The 16,163-nt window shown below is 47.4% G+C and carries 14 protein-coding genes; 7 read left to right on the top strand and 7 right to left on the bottom strand.

What is annotated here, in order from left to right:
- Positions 1-44 precede the first annotated feature (44 nt).
- The 3 genes from UF05_RS15000 to glyQ form a co-directional block, all read right to left on the bottom strand.
- A complete protein-coding gene (locus UF05_RS15000; protein WP_045545964.1) occupies positions 45-2,129 on the bottom strand; it encodes an alpha-amylase in 2,085 nt (694 codons plus the stop codon).
- 217 nt (positions 2,130-2,346) lie between these two features.
- Positions 2,347-4,413, bottom strand: a complete 2,067-nt coding sequence (glyS, locus tag UF05_RS14995; protein WP_025796226.1) for a glycine--tRNA ligase subunit beta — start codon at positions 4,411-4,413, stop codon at positions 2,347-2,349.
- Positions 4,414-4,426: 13 nt separating this feature from the next.
- Positions 4,427-5,344: a glycine--tRNA ligase subunit alpha gene (gene glyQ, locus UF05_RS14990; protein ID WP_005458688.1), complete on the bottom strand. Its 918-nt coding sequence runs from the start codon at positions 5,342-5,344 to the stop codon at positions 4,427-4,429.
- A gap of 481 nt (positions 5,345-5,825) precedes the next feature.
- On the opposite strand from glyQ, the gene UF05_RS14985 reads away from it, so the two are divergent.
- Both UF05_RS14985 and UF05_RS14980 read left to right on the top strand, forming a co-directional pair.
- Positions 5,826-6,380, top strand: a complete 555-nt coding sequence (locus UF05_RS14985) for a TMEM165/GDT1 family protein (RefSeq protein ID WP_005458690.1) — start codon at positions 5,826-5,828, stop codon at positions 6,378-6,380.
- Between the two features lie 206 nt (positions 6,381-6,586).
- The gene (locus UF05_RS14980; protein WP_005497541.1) at positions 6,587-6,847 is read left to right on the top strand and encodes a hypothetical protein; all 261 of its coding nucleotides are present in this window, start codon (positions 6,587-6,589) and stop codon (positions 6,845-6,847) included.
- Positions 6,848-6,891: 44 nt separating this feature from the next.
- Here UF05_RS14980 and tusA read toward each other — a convergent pair whose 3' ends face one another.
- Positions 6,892-7,140, bottom strand: coding sequence for a sulfurtransferase TusA (gene tusA / locus UF05_RS14975; protein ID WP_005426051.1), 249 nt, complete (start codon positions 7,138-7,140; stop codon positions 6,892-6,894).
- A 132-nt stretch (positions 7,141-7,272) separates the two neighbouring features.
- Here tusA and UF05_RS14970 point away from each other — a divergent pair, with 132 nt between their 5' ends.
- The gene (locus tag UF05_RS14970) at positions 7,273-7,455 is read left to right on the top strand and encodes a hypothetical protein (RefSeq protein WP_045545963.1); all 183 of its coding nucleotides are present in this window, start codon (positions 7,273-7,275) and stop codon (positions 7,453-7,455) included.
- Positions 7,456-7,620: 165 nt separating this feature from the next.
- Positions 7,621-8,562 (top strand): LysR family transcriptional regulator, encoded by a 942-nt coding sequence (locus UF05_RS14965; protein ID WP_197065585.1) that lies wholly within the window; start codon positions 7,621-7,623, stop codon positions 8,560-8,562.
- Positions 8,563-8,615: 53 nt separating this feature from the next.
- Here the strand turns inward: UF05_RS14965 and acuI are convergent, their stop codons facing one another.
- The 3 genes from acuI to fadB all read right to left on the bottom strand — a co-directional run bounded on the left by acuI (position 8,616) and on the right by fadB (position 13,198).
- Positions 8,616-9,596 (bottom strand): acrylyl-CoA reductase (NADPH), encoded by a 981-nt coding sequence (acuI, locus tag UF05_RS14960; protein ID WP_045545962.1) that lies wholly within the window; start codon positions 9,594-9,596, stop codon positions 8,616-8,618.
- 239 nt (positions 9,597-9,835) lie between these two features.
- A complete protein-coding gene (gene fadA / locus UF05_RS14955; RefSeq protein WP_005458696.1) occupies positions 9,836-11,011 on the bottom strand; it encodes an acetyl-CoA C-acyltransferase FadA in 1,176 nt (391 codons plus the stop codon).
- 15 nt (positions 11,012-11,026) lie between these two features.
- Positions 11,027-13,198 (bottom strand): fatty acid oxidation complex subunit alpha FadB, encoded by a 2,172-nt coding sequence (gene fadB / locus UF05_RS14950; protein WP_045545961.1) that lies wholly within the window; start codon positions 13,196-13,198, stop codon positions 11,027-11,029.
- A gap of 257 nt (positions 13,199-13,455) precedes the next feature.
- On the opposite strand from fadB, the gene UF05_RS14945 reads away from it, so the two are divergent.
- The 3 genes from UF05_RS14945 to hemG are packed head-to-tail and all read left to right on the top strand — an operon-like array spanning position 13,456 to position 16,120.
- Positions 13,456-14,079: a YigZ family protein gene (locus tag UF05_RS14945; RefSeq protein ID WP_005465047.1), complete on the top strand. Its 624-nt coding sequence runs from the start codon at positions 13,456-13,458 to the stop codon at positions 14,077-14,079.
- A 46-nt stretch (positions 14,080-14,125) separates the two neighbouring features.
- On the top strand, positions 14,126-15,583 hold the full coding sequence (locus UF05_RS14940; protein ID WP_005465049.1) for a TrkH family potassium uptake protein: 1,458 nt from the start codon (positions 14,126-14,128) through the stop codon (positions 15,581-15,583).
- Between the two features lie 9 nt (positions 15,584-15,592).
- Positions 15,593-16,120, top strand: coding sequence for a menaquinone-dependent protoporphyrinogen IX dehydrogenase (gene hemG / locus UF05_RS14935; RefSeq protein WP_005465051.1), 528 nt, complete (start codon positions 15,593-15,595; stop codon positions 16,118-16,120).
- Positions 16,121-16,163: the final 43 nt, after the last annotated feature.

Below are 16,163 nucleotides of genomic sequence, written 5' to 3'. Positions count from 1 at the left end.
AAAAAGGGAAGCGAAATGCTTCCCTTGCTGGTGGAGTGAGTCGGTTATTCGCCAGTGTAAACAATCAGTACTTTGTCGTCTTGGTATTGGCGTTCGAATGCGTAGTAGCCTTCTTGATTACGAGTGATGTGCTTACCTTGAGCAACCGCTGGGTGGCGTTGACGGAATTCGCCCAATTTCTGCCAATGTTGTAGTAAGTCTTCACGCTCGCCATGAATCTTGTCCCATGGCATGTCGGAACGTGTACCTTGGGTCGGATCGGATCCAGTCACGCCAAAGTCACGGGCAATCTCATCGCCGTAGTAGATTTGTACTGCACCCGGTGCCAGCATTAACGCATTGGCGGCGCGAGCTTGGTCGTCAAAGCTGCGGCTGCGTGCCGACCAAAACAGTTGAGTATCGTGCGAAGACAGGTAACTCAACACGTTGAATTCAGGATCGGAGTTAATACGCTCTGCATAGCGGCGGTAATCATTATCAAGTTGAGCGAAACACTTTAGCGCTTTTGGTGCCACGTCAGATTGGAACTCGAAGTTGATGATCGAATCGAAGCCGTTATCGAAATACGGGCTCTTCACCACGCTGTGTGCCCACACTTCGCCGGTCATCCAAAATGGCAGATCGTCGAGTGCTTTGTCGGGGTGGTTTTGTTTCCATTCGGCGAGGGCTTGAGTGGTACTTGCTTTGAGCTCTGCCCAGGCTTCCATCTCAACGTGTTTGGTGGTATCGACGCGGAAGCCATCAATGCCGTAATCACGTATCCAATCCGATAGCCATGTGATCAGATGTTCTCGTGGGGTTTTCAACTCATCTTGCGCATTGGTGTTTTTATTGCGGAAGAAGTTTGGTAGTCCGGTTTTCTGCGTCGATTCGGTTTTGAGATCCGGTAGGTAGTTCAAAGACATGGTGATGTCATTGTAGCCCGGCGCATCGTAGTCACCAATGTCGGTGCGGATCCAATCTTTGCCCCACCATTTTTCCCACGCTTCACTATCACCGTATTTGATGTAGTCGTTGAAGCTGTGCCAGCTTTGTCCCGATTTTGGTTGCCAGTCGGTCCATTTTTCACCAAGGACTTCTTTGGCTTCTTGGTCATCAAGGTAAAGTTGACCAAAGCCGAATTCCTGCATGTCGGCTAATGTTGCGTAGCCAGTATGGTTCATGACCACATCCCAAATCACGCGGATGCCTTTCTTGTGCGCGGTATCGATGAAGGTTCTCAGCTCATCTTCGGTACCCATGTTGGCATCAAGCTTGGTCCAATCTTGGTGGTAGTAGCCGTGATAGCCGTAGTGTTTAAAGTCGCCTTTATCGCCGCCGCCAACCCAGCCGTGGATTTGTTCCAGTGGTGAGGTTATCCAGATGGCATTCACACCAAGTGATTCGATGTAATCGAGTTTTTTCGTCAGACCCGCTAAGTCACCACCGTGGAAGGTACCAATCTCATATTTTCCGTCTTTGTTGCGACCGTAGCTGTTGTCGTTGTCCGGGTTGCCGTTATAGAAGCGGTCGGTCATGACAAAATACACCGTCGCGTTGTCCCAGCTGAAAGGTTTTTCGGCTTGCTGATCAACCTCTTCTAACAGCAATAGACCTTGGCTAATCGGGCCTGGTTGCATGGTTACGCTGCCATTGGCGACGGTGGCTTCTTGCCCGGTTAAGGCGTCACGAACAACAGTGCCATCAGTAAAGGTTTGGGCTACGTTGATGGTTTTAGCTGTGTCGGTTGCAACAGGGCAAGAATAGGTGATGTCCTGACTTTGTTTTGGTTTGATTTTAACGGTTAGCTCATTGGTGTCTGGATTGAGCGTGAAGAGGTAGGTATTGGCTTTGAAAATGCGCAGAGGCATAGATGTGTCGGTTGCACAGTTATCCATTTTTAATGGTGTATTGAATTTGATGCGACTTTCTTCCGCTAGCGCAAAGCTGTTGCCACAGGTTTGTTTGCTGTCGGCAATGGTAAAGGTGTAGTTGCCTTTTTCTAGTTTTTGCTCTGCGACGAGTAAACCGTCTGAGTTTGGTTCGAAGACGGCAGTATCGTCTCCAACGCTTAATACGATGGCATTTTCTGGAATTTGGCTGCAGGCGCTCAGTAGGCCGATAGAGAGTGCGAGAATTGTTTTTTTCATTGTGTCCTTCCCCCGAATAAACAACCCAGTTATAGCAAAACTGTGCCTCTACAATCCGAGCTCTGCACCAACAAGTTCAACGCGTCTCACCCTACAAATTTTTGCCTTGTTCACAAAATGAATAATAAGAACCGGTTATCTCCGTTTGAAGGCAACAAAAAAGGGAAGCTGACGCTTCCCTTTTACTTATCTCTTAATCACTTCGAAGAGTAATGAATTACTTTTGAAGCAAAGAAATGTCTGCGATCTGTAGGAACAGGTTACGCAGGTTGTTTAGCAGTGTCAGACGGTTCTTCTTAAGTGCTTCGTCGTCTGCCATTACCATTACGTTATCGAAGAACGCATCCACTGGTTCACGTAGGTCAGCTAGCTTGCTTAGGGCTTCTTGGTAGTTACCGGTTGCAAATGCTGGCTCTAGTGCTTCTGTCATGACTTCAACGCTTTCTGCTAGTGCTTTCTCTGCGTCTTCTTGTAGAAGTGCTAGGTCAATTTCTTCTGCTAGTTCGCCGTCGAATTTCGCTAGGATATTACCTACACGTTTGTTCGCTGCTGCTAGAGACTCTGCCGCTTCCAGTTCACGGAAGTGAGAAACCGCTTTTACACGTTGGTCGAAATCTGCTGGTTTCGTTGGGCGACGCGCTAGTACCGCTTGAATGATGTCTACGCTGAAGCCTTCGTCTTGGTACCAAGCACGGAAACGACCAAGCATGAACTCGATAACGTCTTGTTCAACGTTGTCGTTGGTTAGACGCTCACCAAACAGTGACTTCGCTTTCGCTACTAGGTCAACAAGATCTAGGTTGTAGCCGTATTCAACGATGATACGTAGTACACCTAGAGATGCGCGACGTAGTGCGAATGGGTCAGAACCTTTAGGCGCTTGACCAATACCGAAGATACCGACGATAGTGTCTAGCTTGTCTGCCATTGCAACTGCGGTTGAAACGCCGTTTGATGGCAGTTCATCACCTGCGAAACGAGGCATGTATTGCTCGTTCAGCGCGACTGCAACTTCTTCTGCTTCACCGTCGTGACGAGCATAGTGCATACCCATCACACCTTGAGTATCCGTGAATTCGAATACCATTGAGGTCATTAGGTCACATTTTGCTAGTAGACCAGCACGCTTTGATTTCTCAACGTCAGCACCGATTTGCTCAGCAATGTAGCCAGCAAGTTCTGTGATGCGGTCTGTTTTGTCTTTGATCGTACCCAGTTGCTTTTGGAAGATCGCTTGTTCTAGCTCAGGCAGACGGTCGATAAGCGGACGCTTACGGTCTGTGTTGAAGAAGAATTCTGCGTCAGCAAGACGAGGACGAACTACTTTCTCGTTACCTTCAATTACGTAACGAGGCTCTTTTGATTCGATGTTCGATACGAAGATGAAGTTCGGTAGTAGCTTCTTGTTTTCATCGTAAACAGGGAAGTATTTTTGGTCACCTTTCATAGTGTAAACCAACGCTTCAGAAGGCACTTTTAGGAACTCTTCTTCAAACTTCGCTGTTAGAACTACTGGCCATTCAACCAGAGACGTTACTTCTTCGACTAGGTCATCTTCTAGGTCAGCGATACCGCCAACCGCTGCTGCTGCTTTTTGTGCGTCAGCTAGGATGATTGCTTTACGCGCTTCGTAATCTGCCATGACTTTACCGCGCTCTTCTAGGATTGCAGGGTATTGCTCAGCAGAATCGATAGTGAACTCTTTTTCACCCATGAAGCGGTGGCCACGAATAGTGCGGCTTGATGCTACGCCTAGGATCTCGCCTTCGATTAGGTCGCTGCCCATTAGCATGGTTAGCGTCTTAACTGGACGGATAAATTGAGTCGTTTTGTTACCCCAGCGCATTGGTTTTGCGATAGGTAGGTTTGCTAGTGCTTTTGCTGCAAGTTCAACTACGATCTCAGACGTAGGCTGACCTTTCACTTCTTGTTTGAACAGTAGCCATTCGCCTTTGTCGGTTACCATGCGATCAGCTTGGTCAACAGTGATGCCACAACCGCGTGCCCAGCCTTGAGCTGCTTTGGTCGGGTTGCCTTCCGCGTCAAATGCTGCAGAAACCGCAGGACCACGTTTTTCAACAACTTTGTCTGATTGGCTTTCTGCCAATGCTGCGACTTTTAATGCAAGACGACGAGGTGCCGCGAACCATTTTACGCCTTCGTGAGCAAGCTCAGCGCCTTTTAGTTCTGCTTCGAAGTTTGCTGCGAATGCTTCAGCTAGAGTACGAAGTTGCGTTGGTGGTAGCTCTTCTGTACCTAGCTCGATTAGAAATTCTTTTGCCATGTGACTCTACCCCTTACGCTTGTTCTTTCTTACACATTGGGAAGCCAAGAGCTTCACGCGATGCGTAGTATGCTTCTGCTACTGCTTTAGTCAGATTGCGGATGCGCAGGATGTAACGTTGACGCTCTGTAACCGAGATTGCTTTGCGTGCGTCTAACAAGTTGAACGCGTGTGCCGCTTTCAAGATGCGCTCGTAAGCAGGCAGAGGTAGCGGTTTTTCTAGCTCGAGTAGTTCTTTCGATTCTTTTTCACACTGGTCGAAGAAGCTGAATAGGAAATCAACGTCTGCGTGTTCGAAGTTGTAAGTTGATTGCTCAACTTCGTTTTGGTGGAAAATGTCACCGTAAGTTACCTTGCTGCCGTCTGGCGCGATGTTCCAAGTTAGGTCGTAAACCGAGTCTACTTCTTGGATGTACATTGCTAGACGTTCGATACCGTAAGTGATCTCACCAGTCACTGGTTTACACTCAAGGCCGCCAACTTGTTGGAAGTAAGTAAACTGAGTTACTTCCATGCCGTTTAGCCAAACTTCCCAGCCTAGACCCCATGCGCCTAGTGTTGGGTTTTCCCAGTTGTCTTCTACGAAACGGATGTCGTGTACAAGTGGGTCAATACCAAGAACTTCAAGGGAGCCAAGGTACAACTCTTGAATATTGTCAGGCGATGGTTTTAGCGCTACTTGGAATTGGTAGTAGTGCTGAAGACGGTTAGGGTTTTCACCGTAACGGCCATCAGTAGGACGACGTGAAGGTTGTACGTAAGCTGTCGACATTGGCTCTGGGCCAAGCGCTCGTAGACAGGTCATTGGGTGAGAGGTACCCGCACCCACTTCCATATCTAGCGGTTGAACAATGGTACAACCATTTTGAGCCCAATAATCCTGCAGCGCGAGGATCATTCCCTGGAAGGTTTTGATATCGTATTTTTGCATAAGTCAGGTTCGCGCGATTCTCTAGTTACTCATTAATTCGTCTCGTATGCCGAGTTTTTCAACTCAAACAAGGGCGATAAAGAGTAATTACGGTTGAATAAAATAACAATCAAGTATAACCAGATATTGAGCATGGGAGTAGAGCTAATCTTGATTAATTCGTGGGCAATTTTCTCCTTTAATGAATTTTTACCGCGTTATCTGCTGTATTTTTCCTAAAAGGGAGTTTTCACCTGCTTTGACTCTTGTGATGCGCAACAAAGGTGGCTAGAATTGCGCCTGTCTTTGGGGAGTAGCTTACCTGATGAAGTCTCTGTTTCATCCGGTTCGTTCGTCAACATAATTGGTGCAAAATCACCATGGCGTTCGAGACTTGAAGCCTTTCAAGTTTAGCAAGACCTTAGACAAATCATCATGAACCGGGGTGGGGCGTGAGGTTTGTCTATGGTTAAAATAATTATCCCGCCCCAATGAGCATGTCGTGAGCGTTTTAGCTATTTCAATCACTACTGTGGCGTTAGCAGAAATTGGCGATAAGACCCAATTGCTATCCCTATTACTTGCCAGTCGTTACCGCAAACCCATTCCAATTATTGCAGCCATCTTTTTGGCGACCATTGCCAACCACGCTTTAGCTGCATGGTTAGGTGTGGTAGTGGCCGACTATCTATCTCCTGATGTTTTAAAATGGGTGCTGGTGGTCAGTTTTGTTGCCATGGCAGCTTGGGTTCTGATCCCAGACAAACTGGATGACGACGAAGAGATATCGAATCGTGGACCATTCATTGCCAGCTTTATTGCCTTCTTTGTTGCTGAAATCGGTGATAAAACTCAGATTGCGACTTCCATTCTAGGCGCGCAATACGCGGATGCGCTGAGTTGGGTCATACTTGGCACTACCATTGGTATGCTGTTGGCCAACGTACCAGTGGTGTTGATTGGTAAGCTTTCAGCAGACAAGATGCCATTGGGTTTGATCCGTAAAGTAACCGCTATTTTGTTCGTGTTGTTGGCGATTGGTGCGGCCTTCTTTTAATGGTTTGAAGCGGATAACGTAGCCTGAAAAGGAAAAACGTTATCTGCGAACAATCGTTAAAATGGTGCGAATTATCAATAACTAGCGAATTAGTGGCGCAGCTCAAACTCTGACTTAAAATCGCTCCGTAGCGTGACGGATGACATATTAGTGTCATACTTGTCATGGTAGTTTAATGGTGTGAATGATAGCGAGAGGGCAAGTTTATGCTTACACGTTACATGGGGATGACCCCAAAGAGTCAGAGTTATTTATTCACCTTTGGTTTGGCGCTGTGCTTGTTAGCGATGGTACTGACTGATATGTGGTTGCCGATTGTGGCAGGGACGTTCATTCTTACTGGCTTGACGGTTGAAGCGTGGATTCGGGTGGCGCACATTATTCCAATGCATGAAGAAATACGTGCGATGCAGAAACAACTTAACAAGCTCCAATCTGAAGTTCGCACACTAGAATATGACGAATAAACAAACGGCAGCCCACTGGGCTGCCGTTTGTGATCTCACTGAGATTATTCCAAACCTTTCTTAATCAGGTACTGATAAGGCAGTTGTTCTGTTTGCGCTGCAATCAACTGGTGATCCATAAAGCGGCAGAAACTCGGAATATCTCGAGTTGTCGATGGGTCGTCCGCTTTTACTAGCAAAACCTCACCATCTTGCATGTTGCGAATTGTCTTCCTGACCATCATCACTGGCTCTGGGCAGCGCAGTCCTTCCGCCTCTAATGTCTTTGTTGCCAGTTCAGGATTAAAGCTCATAGTGTGATTCTCGTAACTAACTTAGCGGTGAATTTTACGTTCGTTGAAAAAATATTCAATAACCACTTGGCAAACGGATTTTTTTGTTTTACCTTAAATTAACAATTTGGTAACAACTGGCAAGGAGAGGCGATGTTAACAGTGTTAGACAGACTCACGATTTACTCAGTGCTGTGTTTTATCTCGTTCTGTGCATTGGTACTTAGAACGCCAGCTGAAACCTCATTGATGCCTTTAGCAGGCATGAGTGCAACCATTATTGGGATTTGGATTGAGATGCACAAATGGTCAGGTGCATCAGAGCAAGAGAATTAGCGCCTCTTGCCTCAATCAAACATGATCAATACTGCTCACCTATTTTTACCAACACTTCATTCCGACACTATCCCCATTTTTCTTGGGCTTCCCCGCTGAAAGGCGGGATTTTTTTTGCCTGAAGAGTACAATTTGATAAACCCCTCGCATTGTAAGTGGCAAATCGTGGAACTAGAAGACATCTATCGCCGAGATCTGAATTTATTAGTCGCGTTGCGTGTACTGATTGAAGAAAGCAGCGTCAGTAAGGCGGCAACTCGCCTTAATTTAAGCCAATCGGCGATGAGTCGTGTGTTAGGACGATTACGCGATCTGCTTGGCGATCCGCTGTTTACGCGCCAAGGTCAGCACTTGATCCCAACCCAAAAGGCGTTGGAAATTGATCGCTCCTTAGGTGAACCGTTGGAATCGCTGCGCCAATTGTTGTCGCCCGTCGAGTTCGATCCTCAGGAGTGCGATCAGACGTTCACTATCGCGACCACGGACTACGCCATGCAAACCATTCTGCCGTTCGCTTTACCGCGCATTTATCAAGAAGCGCCGAATGTGTCGTTTAACTTTTTGCCTTTGCAGCATGACCGTTTATCCGATCAGTTGACTTATGAAGGGGCTGATCTCGCCATTTGTCGCCCAACTGGCCCCGTAGAGCCGCTGCGTAGCGAAATTCTTGGCCGCGTTGGCGTGTTGTGTTTACTGTCCAAACAGCATCCGTTGGCGAATCAAGAGATGAGTTTGGACGATTATTTGAGCCACCCTCACGCGATGATTGCCATCAGTGACGGAGTGAAAGCGTTGATTGAGCAGGCTCTGATCGACAAGCCGCAACGCAAAATGGTGCTGCGTGCGTACCATTTAGAAGCTGCGCTGGCGATTGTGGATACACTACCTATCATCATTACCGTTCCGGCAGATTTGGCGTATCTGGTTGCTGAGCGTTATGACCTAGTCGTAAAACCGTTGCCATTCCAATTTACGCCTTTTGATTATTCGATGATTTGGCATGCGCGCTGTGAGCATTCTCCTGCTCAAGAATGGCTGCGCTCCGTTGTGCGTGAAGAGTGCAGCAGGCTGATTGCAAAGCGAATCGAAGACATGGGATTGAACTGATAACAAAAGAGCCAGCAACGCTGGCTCTTCGTTTGTTTACGCTGAGTCAGTGTTTATAGCTTGATAACCACACGACCTGTTACTTGACCGTTGGTGATGTCTTCTGCGTATTTTGGTGCTTCTGCTAGTTCTACTTCAGTACACGCTTGCTCGAAATAGCTGTCTGGTAGTAGTTCAACCAGTTTTTCCCATGCTGCGATGCGTTTCTCTGTTGGACACATTACTGAGTCCACACCTTGTAGACGAACGTTACGTAGGATGAACGGCATCACTGTAGTTGGTAGATCAAAACCACCTGCAAGACCACACGCCGCGACGGCGCTGTTGTAATCCATTTGCGCCAATACTTTTGCTAGTACTTTGCTGCCTACGGTATCTACCGCACCTGCCCATACTTGCTTTTCAAGTGGGCGTGCAGGCTCTTCAAATTCAACACGGTCGATGATGCGGCTTGCGCCCAGTTTTTCTAAAAGCGGACCGTTTTGTTCAACACGACCGGTAACGGCTGCCACTTTGTAGCCCAGTTGAGCCAGAAGTGTCACTGCCACCGAACCTACGCCGCCACTGGCGCCAGTGACAAGGATTTCGCCAGCTTCAGGTTTGATGTCAGCATCCAGCAGAGCTTGAACACACAGCATTGCGGTAAAGCCAGCTGTACCGACCATCATTGCTTTTTTGCTGTCTAAGCCTTTTGGTAGAGGAACCAACCAATCCGCCTTTAGACGTGCACGTTGCGCCATACCGCCCCAGTGGTTTTCGCCGACACCCCAGCCAGTAAGAACGACTTTATCGCCTGCTTGGTAGCGTGCATCATCAGAGCTTACGACCGTACCTGCTAGATCAATGCCTGGTACCATTGGGAAGTTGCGGATGATTTTACCTTTCCCTGTGATCGCAAGGCCATCCTTGTAGTTTAACGATGAGTAATCAACGTCAATCAATACGTCGCCTTCCGGCAGTTGTGTTTCATCGATTTTTTCGATGTTTGCGATAGTACGTTTGTCTTCTTGGTTTAGAACTAGAGCATTAAACATAAGGTTCTCCGAGTGTGCGATAGCGCGGCTGGAATGCCACGAGCAGCAAGCCATTAACTGCCTGTAAGTGTATGCCTTCTTTATTTATGAATAAAATGAAACTTCATCATCTAATTTATGTGTTTTGTGCATAAATTATAGGGTGCCTAATAAAAGAAAAGGCGACATAAGATGCCGCCTTAAGTGTAATACCAAATTTTGCTGGTATTGGTTGATTACCTAACTGGTGATGTTAAGGGCTACGGGCGCTCAAAGACTGTCGCGATACCCTGACCAAGACCGATACACATGGTCGCAAGGCCGTATTTGGCGTCCTTGGCTTCCATTAGGTTGATAAGCGTTGTCGAGATACGTGCGCCAGAACAACCCAATGGGTGACCTAGAGCAATCGCGCCGCCATTCAGGTTCACTTTTTCGTCCATCACCTCAAGCAGACCTAGGTCTTTCGCACATGGCAGAGATTGCGCTGCAAACGCTTCGTTTAGCTCGACAACGTCCATATCTTCAATTGCAAGACCTGCACGTTTCAGCGCTTTTTGCGTTGCAGGTACAGGGCCGTAACCCATGATGGATGGATCGCAACCTGCGATCGCCATGCCTTTGATTCGTGCGCGAATCTTCAAACCAAGTTCATTGGCTTTCTCTTCGCTCATGATCAGCATTGCGGATGCACCATCGGATAGGGCTGAAGATGTACCGGCTGTTACGGTACCGTTCGCTGGGTCGAATACCGGGCGAAGTTGAGACAGACCTTCAACGGTGGTCTCTGGACGAATCACTTCATCGTAATCTAACTGGAACAATGTACCGTCTGCTGCGTGGCCTTCGGTTGGTAGGATTTCGTTTTTAAAGCGACCTTCCAATGTTGCTGCGTGAGCACGAGCATGAGAGCGCGCCGCAAACTCATCTTGTTGCTCACGGCTGATACCATGAAGCTTACCAAGCATTTCAGCGGTTAAACCCATCATGCCAGCGGCTTTGGCGACGTTTTTCGACATGCCAGGGTGGAAGTCCACACCGTGGTTCATTGGTACGTGACCCATGTGCTCGACACCACCGATCAGGCAAATTTCCGCGTCACCTGTCATGATTGCACGAGTACCATCATGCAGGGCTTGCATAGATGAGCCACACAGACGATTCACGGTTACTGCGCCAATCTCAATTGGTAGGCCAGCAAGCAGCGCTGCATTGCGCGCGATGTTAAAGCCTTGCTCAAGCGTTTGTTGCACACAGCCCCAGTAGATGTCTTCAATCTCACTTGGGTTCACTTGTGGGTTGCGTGCCAGAATGCCTTTCATTAGGTGTGCAGAAAGGTCTTCTGCACGAGTATGACGGAAAGCACCACCTTTAGAGCGACCCATTGGGGTACGTAGACAATCGACTACGACAACGTTTCTGGTTTGATTAGTCATTTTTGGAATCCCTCCTTAGATAGAGCCTTGCTGTTGCGCGCCGTAGAAGCTTTCGCCTTTCGCCGCCATATCAATCAACATTTGCGGAACATGGTACATCGCGCCTAGATCAGCGTGCTGTTTTGCCATTTCAACAAATTCAGCAATACCTACGCTGTCTAGGTAGCGGAATACACCGCCGCGGAATGGAGGGAAACCAAGGCCGTAAACCAGCGCCATATCTGCTTCTTGAGGAGTTGCAATAATGCCTTCTTGCAGACACAGCACCACTTCGTTGATCATCGGAATCATCATACGTTGGATGATGGTCTGCTCATCGAACTCTTGTTTATCCGCGCAGACGTCTGCCAGTACTGGCAAGATATCTTCAGTGAAGGTTTTCTTAGGCTTACCTTTTTTATCAATGGTGTAGCTGTAGAAACCGTTGCCATTCTTCTGACCGTATTTGTTGGCTTCGAATAGAGCATCAATCGCGTCACGACCTTGTTTTCCCATTCGCTCAGGGAAACCTTCTGCCATCACCGCTTGTGCGTGGTGCGCAGTATCGATGCCGACTACATCAAGCAAGTACGCCGGGCCCATCGGCCAGCCAAATTTGCGTTCCATGACTTTGTCGACTTTAGTGAAGTCTGCACCGTCACGAAGCAACATGCTGAAACCGCCAAAGTACGGGAATAATACGCGGTTGACGAAGAATCCCGGACAGTCGTTCACGACGATTGGGGATTTACCCATTTTCGCTGCGTAAGCCACTACGCGGTTGATGGTTTCATCAGAAGTTTTCTCACCACGGATGATTTCAACCAAAGGCATGCGATGCACAGGGTTAAAGAAGTGCATACCACAGAAATTTTCTGGGCGTTTAAGTGATTGTGCCAATAGGTTGATTGGAATCGTCGATGTGTTTGATGTAATGACGGTGTTTTCACCAACGTGCGATTCGACTTCGCTCAGTACCGCTGCTTTTACTTTTGGATTTTCGACAACGGCTTCAACAATCACATCTGAGTTTTCGATGCCTGCGTAATGTAGGCTTGGGGTAATTGATGCCAAAATGCCCGCCATCTTGAAGCCGTCGATACGACCTTGAGCAAGGCGTTTGTTTAGCAGTTTAGACGCTTCGGTCATGCCTAAATCGAGAGATGGTTGGGCAATGTCTTTCATCAATACTGGCACGCCTTTCAGCGCAGATTGGTAAGCGATGCCACCACCCATGATGCCTGCACCTAATACCGCTGCTCGCTCAGTATCTTTGCTTGCTGATTTCGCCGCTTTTTTCGCGATGCCTTTGATGTATTGGTCGTTGAGGAACAGACCAACCAGAGCTTTGGCTTCTTCTGATTTCGCGAGTTTAACGAAGTATTTGCGTTCAATGTCGAGTGCTTCGTTACGTGCAAAGCGTGCGCCTTCTTCAATCGTAATAACTGCAGTCATTGGCGCAGGGTAGTGTGGACCGGCTACTTGTGCCACTAGGCCTTTTGCCATTGTGAAGCTCATCATCGACTCTAGCTTGCTGAGTGTCAGTGGCGAGGTTTTTTGTTTACGACGTGCTTGCCAATCGATCTTTTCGTTGATAGCTGAAGTCAGTGTTTGCAATGCGGATTCATACAACGCATCAGTTTCAACCACGGCATCCAATAAACCAATCTTCAATGCTTCATCTGCACGACATGCTTTGCCTTGCGTGATGATTTCCATCGCGCTATCTGCACCGATAACACGCGGCAAACGCACGCAACCACCAAAGCCTGGCATGATGCCCAGTTTGGTTTCTGGTAGGCCAATGCTGGTGGTTTTGTCACCGATACGCATGTCGGTAGCCAGTACGCATTCACAGCCGCCGCCAAGTGTGTGACCTTTAAGTACTGAGATTGTCGGAACGGGTAAGTCTTCTAGTTTATTGAAGATGCTATTGGCAAATTGTAGCCATTGATCGAGCTCGGCGTCTGTTTTAGCGAAGAGGCCCAAGAATTCAGTGATGTCTGCGCCAACGATGAACGCGTCTTTATCTGAAGTGAGCATTAAGCCCTTTAGACCTTGATGTGAAGTCAACGCATCAAGAGCCTTATCGAGAGACTCTAGCGTTGCTAGGTCGAGCTTGTTTACGGATTTAGGGGAGCAGAAGCTCAGCTCTGCTATGCCATCTTGTATTTCCTTTACCTGTAGGGTGTCGGCTTGGTAAATCATTGTCTATCTCCATGACATACAATCGTGGATTGTCTGTATACCTATTGTTAGTGCTAAATTCGTCGGCAAATAAGTATCGAGGAAGTCGTTTATTCTTATTCTGGTTTGACCAGTAAAGTTAGTTTGGATCGCGGATTGTTTAATTTCAATACATTTTTTAAACAAGTGTTTAACATTGTGCGCTGTGGCAGATCTTATGCGACTCTGAATTCACTCTCGTGATAGACTTCGAGCAAAGTAAACATTGACCTAATGCTATGAATGACCAGCCTTATCTGATTCCCTCAGCGCCTGCTCTGTTTGAAGAAGAAATCAAAAAAAGTGTCTTTATTACCTACCTCGCACATACGCCAAGCGTTGATGCGGCGAAGGCGTTTGTTGATCAAATTAAAGCCAAACACTCGGATGCAAGACACAATTGCTGGGGATTCGTAGCGGGCAGACCTGAAGATTCAATGAAATGGGGCTTCAGTGATGACGGCGAGCCGTCCGGGACTGCTGGCAAGCCAATTTTGGCGCAGCTATCGGGTTCTCGCGTGGGAGAGATCACTGCGGTAGTGACGCGATATTCAGGGGGCATCAAGCTTGGTACTGGCGGTTTAGTCAAAGCTTACGGCGGCGGGGTGCAGCAAGCTCTCAAGCTGCTTCAAACTATTGAGAAAAAAATAACCACAAAACTCAGACTAACGTTAGACTATGGGTTTATGCCTATCGCCCAGTCGATCATGCCTCAATTTGGAGCGGTAGAAGTCGCTGCTGAATATAGCGATCAGGTAATATTAGTGGTGGAAATTGAGCTTCGTGAAGTGAGCGCGTTTACCCAAGCTATCATCAATAAAAGTGGGGCAAAGGCAATTGTAACCCCACTCGACGGACAATAATGAAAACCAGGAAGCAACAGGGACAGCTTCGCTAGTCAATTAATCCATGCAATTTCGTTCAATTATTCGAATCGTCGGGCTTTTGCTCGCGCTTTTTAGTGTCACCATGTTGGCACCTGCACTGGTTGCGCTTCTTTATCGAGACGGCGCTGGTGTACCTTTTGTCACGACTTTTTTTGTGCTGCTTTTTTGTGGAGCGATGTGTTGGTTTCCTAACCGTCGGCATAAACATGAGCTCAAATCACGTGATGGCTTTCTTATCGTCGTTCTTTTCTGGACGGTTTTGGGCAGCGCGGGTTCGCTTCCATTTTTAATCGCAGATAATCCCAACATTTCTGTGACTGACGCTTTTTTTGAATCCTTCTCTGCTTTAACCACGACAGGGGCGACCGTTATTGTCGGCCTTGATGAGTTACCTAAAGCGATTTTGTTCTACCGCCAATTTCTACAATGGTTTGGTGGGATGGGGATCATCGTACTTGCGGTCGCTATTTTGCCAGTGTTGGGCATCGGTGGGATGCAGTTGTACCGCGCAGAAATCCCGGGTCCAGTGAAAGATACCAAAATGACCCCGCGCATAGCCGAGACAGCAAAAGCGCTGTGGTACATCTATTTAAGCCTGACAATCGCTTGTGCGGTTGCTTTTTGGCTCGCGGGCATGACGCCGTTTGATGCCATCAGCCACAGCTTCTCTACTATTGCGATTGGTGGCTTCTCAACTCACGATGCCAGCATGGGCTACTTCGACAGTTATGCGATTAACCTGATTACCGTGGTGTTCTTGCTGATCTCTGCTTGTAACTTCACTCTGCACTTTGCGGCATTTGCCTCTGGTGGGGTTCATCCTAAGTATTACTGGAAAGACCCAGAGTTCCGCGCGTTCATCTTTATTCAGGTGTTACTGTTTTTGGTTTGCTTCTTACTACTATTGAAGCACCACTCTTACACATCACCTTATGATGCGTTTGACCAAGCATTGTTCCAAACTGTCTCCATCTCGACAACCGCAGGTTTCACCACAACCGGTTTTGCAGATTGGCCATTGTTCTTGCCAGTGCTGTTGCTGTTCTCCTCTTTTATAGGAGGATGCGCAGGTTCGACCGGTGGTGGTATGAAAGTGATCCGCATTCTGCTTCTTACCTTACAAGGTGCGCGTGAACTTAAACGTTTGGTTCACCCTCGTGCGGTTTACACCATCAAAGTCGGAGGTAGTGCATTACCGCAACGTGTGGTCGATGCTGTATGGGGATTCTTCTCAGCATACGCATTAGTGTTTGTGGTATGTATGTTGGGTTTGATTGCAACAGGCATGGATGAGTTAAGTGCATTCTCTGCCGTAGCAGCGACACTCAACAACCTTGGCCCTGGATTGGGCGAAGTCGCACTTCACTTTGGTGATGTAAACGACAAAGCGAAATGGGTGTTGATCGTCTCCATGCTATTTGGTCGTCTGGAAATATTTACCTTACTTATTCTACTCACGCCGACGTTTTGGCGTAGTTAAGGGGAAATCGTGGCAAAAGCATTATTTCTATACTCTTCTCGTGAAGGGCAAACCAAAAAAATCTTCCACTATATAGAAGAGCAATTAACAGACTTTGAATGTGAGCTGGTGGATTTACATAATGTAGAGACGATGGATTTCAGCCAATATGAAAAAGTGCTCATTGGTGCCTCTATTCGTTATGGTCACCTAAATAAGAAGCTATACCAATTTATTGAACGCAACCTCACTCAGCTAGAACAGAATAAAGTGGCTTTCTTCTGTGTGAACTTAACCGCCCGCAAAGAAGACCAAGGGAAAGATACCCCAGAAGGAAGTGCCTACATTCGTAAGTTCCTAATCAAATCTCCTTGGAAGCCAACATTAATTGGAGTCTTCGCTGGTGCCCTTTACTATCCGCGTTACGGTTGGTTCGACAAAATGATGATCAAGTTCATTATGTCGATGACTGGTGGTGAAACGGACACGACTAAAGAAGTGGAGTACACCAACTGGGAAAAAGTGGCTCTTTTCGCGGATAAATTCAAAGAACTGTAGAAATAACGTGCTCTTTTAAGTGGTTTTGCTGCAATTTCATCCG

The organism is Vibrio sp. S457-15 (assembly GCF_000960545.1).
Taxonomy (GTDB): domain Bacteria; phylum Pseudomonadota; class Gammaproteobacteria; order Enterobacterales; family Vibrionaceae; genus Vibrio; species Vibrio parahaemolyticus.
Note: the sequence above shows the minus strand (reverse complement) of the source record. Positions and strands in the feature narration are given on the sequence as shown.